The organism is Mesorhizobium sp. CNPSo 4684, from assembly GCF_057784315.1.
Map to the genome: position 1 here is coordinate 1 of NZ_JBWLUX010000092.1, position 1,031 is coordinate 1,031.

At 59.7% G+C, this 1,031-nt stretch carries 1 pseudogene; it reads left to right on the forward strand.

The annotated features are described in order from the left end of the window. Positions 1–141 precede the first annotated feature (141 nt). Positions 142–1,031, forward strand: a pseudogene (locus AC04SG_RS32810) (Ulp1 family isopeptidase); the annotation flags it as partial.

A 1,031-nucleotide genomic window follows, 5' to 3' on the forward strand; every position in this document is an offset into this window, starting at 1 on the left:
AGCGGGGAGGTCCTCATCAACGATGAGCGTGACACAGCTGGGTTGGGGCCAGCGAAGAGGCCGAGGACCCTGGACAATCTACACGGTCTTGCCATTGAGCGGCAGCTGAGCGAGATCGCCAATTCAGGTGGAATTAGAGCAATGCCGGCCGCCTCGACACTGCAACCGTCTCAGACAGCTGGAGTTTTGACAGGGCGGAGCAAGCAGCCTCTTTATTCCGAGGACGTAGGCCTTATTTCGGGGCTTGAGAAGGGCCTCCGCGACAGCAATGCCGCCAACACCGCCAACGCCTATGTATCTTCTCTTCGCAGGTTCGGGCGCTGGCTCTTTGCAAATAACAAAGACCCGATTGCTGCTCGGCTCAACGACCAGTCGCTGACCGATGATGCGCGCGAGGCCATGGAAAAGGGTCATTACGGGAGACTCCGTGCGGCAATAGACCATCTCCGGACCTTCCAGTCGACGGGCGGAGTCGTGCCGATCACAGGTCGCCCTGAGCTTAATCCTCACCCCCAGGACGGGGCTCTCATCAAAGAGTACAAAAAGGAAGCAGGGACATCGACCGGCAGGGTGTATGCAGCTGTTCTTCGCGGTTTCAGTGACTACCTGCGTAAAAACAACAAGCCGGGCATTGCTGGTCGGCTTTCCGGCACGTCATTGGACGGCGATGTCGAGATCTATAGGAAGGGCGCCGGTGATCGGCATATCCGTGCCGCACTGGCTGATCTGCGAAAATCGCAGGCAGGCGTTAAAGCGATGGAGCTCGAGCGCCATATCCTCCCCGTTCCTGATCCCGAAAACCCGCCGCGGATGGAGCCGATGCCCGTCGGCAGCGCCGCTGTCCAGCACAGCGCGTCGCAGGAAGCGGACAGGTGGCCAGAGGAGCTGCCTCCTGTGGAAAGCTACGACCAGGATTTGCTTTGGGAGATGATGGACAAACCCGGCCCGTCGTCATCTCAGCCAGCCGCGCGCCATGACCAGTCATCGGATCCCCGAGAGTCCATTCGTCACTTGAACTGGGGCTACGACCC